We start from the raw sequence: 3,475 nt of genomic DNA on the forward strand, positions 1-3,475 counted from the left end.
GATCCCCGTTGTCTCATCACTCGTCCATCATGGAAGTCCACAAATAAGAAGAAGGAGGATTTTGAGCAGGCAGGGGGGAGGATATTACAGTTGAATATGGAAGAGATCGCCCGTTGGTATGCATTGACCACATTAATTTTTAAGATCCCTGAAGGGGCTATCCAGGTTAAAGACACAGGAGGATATATCAGGCCGATCTCTGAAGATGAACTGTACCGGTTCATCGGTTCTGAACAGGATTTTGGCTATCCGTTAATCCCTCCTGATTATGTATCTGATGAGTATAAACCAGAGGAGGAGCGGAAAAAAGAGAAGAGCATCGATGAAGAGTTGATCATCACTCGTATCCGGATGATTCTCTGTAGATCCATCATGAGAATTCTGAATACCTCTGTAATCAGGGATAATCTCGTCCAAGAAGGATATGATATTCCCCATGCCAGGATCCTGGAGATCTGCGGAAGACACGATGATCTCTTCATCATTTACCCGAATGACAAAGGATCACAGATCAGCCTCCGGGCAATGTGTGCCATATGATTACGATATCAGTATCAGATCTTCACCTCTGCCAGCATTGTCCCCGATTATATGGATATAAACTGAAAGGGGAGACAAACACCTGGAGAATCGGGCTTAAGGGATCAGGCTCGCTTCCAAGTACTCATATGCATGCAATCGCGAACAAATTCTTTCGTGATCTATCAGGCAATGGCAATAGTAAAAGAAGGGCAGGATTCATCGATTCATTGAACTGGAAAGGTACAACCATAGAGGATAATATCCTCGAATTTCTGCGATCTGAGTATTTAATACCGTTTTTAAATGAATATCACCAACAGCTGTCAGATGACCAGATAACTGCCCTGGCACTTGCAATGTATCGGTATGGCAGATGGATCGCTTCATTTCTTAATCCTTTCATCAATCGGGAAGAGCAGCCGGAGAGCATCGTGAACGGTGTATTTCAAAATTCAGAGGTACATATTAGTGCTGATTATATCTTTGAGGATAACCAGAGAATTACCGTTACCGGTCGACCAGATTGTTTATTATATGACATGATAAATTGTGAACCTATTGTCTTTGAACTGAAGGGGCTGAAAGCATCTGATATAACCCGTGATCTTACTCAAACATCACTCTATGCCTGGCTTGTTTACCGGAAGACACAGATGCTCCCGAGAATTGTGGTGCTCTATCTTGAAGAGGATGAACCAGAGGTCACCTACTCGAAGGACCTTACCGGATGTGCCATACAAAACCTACCCGGATTATTTTCCATGGCACGTGATGTCTCACGTAATCGTTCAGATATTCCCCGGGCTGCTGACAGAACATTGTGCGAACAATGCCCCTACTCACCCAGATGTGAGCATGACTTCGGGATGGACCGGAAGCGATATGGCTTCAAGAAAATGGAGGTTCTTCCCGGAAAAAACCTCAACCGGATGGATTCAGCAGATACCGAAGGAGAAGAGTACCTGGAAAAACTGGTGGGTGTCTATGAGAAATTTAAGCTACCAGTAAAGCAGGATGGGTATGTAACTGGTCCCCGTTTTATCAGACTGCGAATCATTCCCGATATCGAGCGGAATGTCTCGGTCACGAAACTGGTTCATAAAGCTGAGGATCTCCAGGTTGCATTGGGACTTATTGCTCCTCCGCTTATTCAGCCCAGGAACGGGTATGTCAGTATCGATATCCCCCGCCGTACCTGCCAGCCCTTATTACTCAGTGATGTTCTGATACAGGGGGAACAGAACCGGCCTCTCTCGGATGTTGCTTTCCCTCTTGGGATTGGAATCGATGGTACAGTCTTCTGGGTGGACCTCGCCGACCCGGTCATGACCAGTATCCTGGTATCCGGGACATCGGGAAGCGGAAAGAGTGTATTGCTCCGTTCGATTATTCTTGGACTTGCACGCTCTGCCCCCGTAGGAAGAGTACTTTTCACGCTTATCGATCCAAAGCGTGTCTCATTTACAGATCTGGCAGATCTCCCCTGTCTTGACGGTCGAATCCTCATGGATAACAATCTGGTGATTGGCCGCCTGGATTCACTCATCGATGAGATGGAAGAACGATACCGGCAGTTTGAATCACGGTTAGTTCATGATATCAAGGAATGGAACCAGGTATCCCCGGATCCGCTCACGGAACGGGTTATCATTATCGATGAATATGCAGATCTCATCATTGATAAAAATTCGAAAGAAAGTCTTGAAACCGCAATTCAGAGAATCGGCCAGAAGGGGCGGGCAGCTGGATTCCACCTCATCCTTGCAACCCAGCGACCTGATGCGAAGGTTGTAACCGGTTTGATCAAGGCAAATCTCCAGTTAAAAATCGGATTAAAGGTGACTTCACAGACAAACAGCAAGATTATCCTCGATACCGGGGGTGCTGAATACCTTATCGGCCATGGAGATATGCTTGTAGGCGGGAGTGTCGGCTTGGAAAGGTTACAGGGAGCCATCGCCACGAAGACGGATATCACCCGGATCCTTGAGATGTATGCCTCTTAAATGATGAATGAAGCATACACGAAGTATTCCCGCATGTCTGACCGGATAGATCCCGAAATGAAAGATATCAGGAATATTGGAGGTGGTGATGGTCTCCTTTAGGAATCAGTATGCGGGGAACAGGTGTTCTCCGGGATTGACTCCGGGTGCAGGAGATGTTTCATCGCAACATACCATATCTTTTGGATAATCGGGCGTCCAAGGAAAAGAAGCGAATATAATTCTCCCTTTTGTAATCCCATACACAAAGAAACAAGCATCAGGGCAAACATCCTTCTCTCTGTCGATAAAAGGCCCCCCCGTCTCTGCTCATCCCATATGTTATCTTCAAGCACTGACACCAGTTCGTGGACTGATTCAGGAGTAGGTTCAGGATTGATATCGCCGGGATCCCTGAACAGGCCCACCTCGCATAACAATTTATAGCGTTCTTCGATAAAATAAAAACGATTGAATGATGGGAGCAGTTCCGGGTAATTATACCTGAAGAAGAAGGGATCAGGGGCAATTCTTTCAAACTCCCTCTCCATGGTCATCAAGACCTCCTGGATCAACTCCTTCTTGCTCCGGAAATAGCAGTACACTGCCCCCTTTGTTGCCCCCATCTTCTTCGCGATCTCATCAATTGTCGTCTCCTCATATCCCTTCTCAGTCATCACCTCCATCGCCGCTAGGATGATCCTTTGCTTTGCATCTTCCTTATACTGGGGCACGACCTTTGGCATTTTCTGGTTTTATGTTGTGGATGCTCATATAACAAGATGATGAAATAAAAAATACGATGAGTATTTATTGATACTGTGAGTATCTTATTCTGGTAATTATCATGAGGAGAAGAGAGAATGACTGATGACAAGAGATCCGTACATAACCAGGCTGGACTGAACAAAATGGCCGAAGGTATCGCGATGCACCGGCTGGCAGAGTCCAGTCTGCCAGAGGATGAA

Annotated in this window: 3 protein-coding genes; 2 read left to right on the forward strand and 1 reads right to left on the reverse strand. The window is 46.1% G+C overall.

Features of this window, described 5'->3' with window-relative positions:
- Positions 1-540 (forward strand): hypothetical protein (locus tag LUQ50_RS13845; protein ID WP_300040662.1); only part of this gene is annotated, 540 nt, incomplete at its 5' end.
- Complete coding sequence (locus LUQ50_RS13850; protein WP_300040664.1) at positions 537-2,528, forward strand: FtsK/SpoIIIE domain-containing protein; 1,992 nt, start codon at positions 537-539, stop codon at positions 2,526-2,528. The genes LUQ50_RS13845 and LUQ50_RS13850, both read left to right, overlap by 4 nt.
- A gap of 98 nt (positions 2,529-2,626) precedes the next feature.
- Here the strand turns inward: LUQ50_RS13850 and LUQ50_RS13855 are convergent, their stop codons facing one another.
- Complete coding sequence (locus tag LUQ50_RS13855; RefSeq protein ID WP_300040665.1) at positions 2,627-3,253, reverse strand: TetR/AcrR family transcriptional regulator; 627 nt, start codon at positions 3,251-3,253, stop codon at positions 2,627-2,629.
- Positions 3,254-3,475 lie beyond the last annotated feature (222 nt).

The organism is Methanospirillum sp., from assembly GCF_028679455.1.
In the GTDB taxonomy this organism is placed as follows: Archaea; Halobacteriota; Methanomicrobia; order Methanomicrobiales; family Methanospirillaceae; genus Methanospirillum.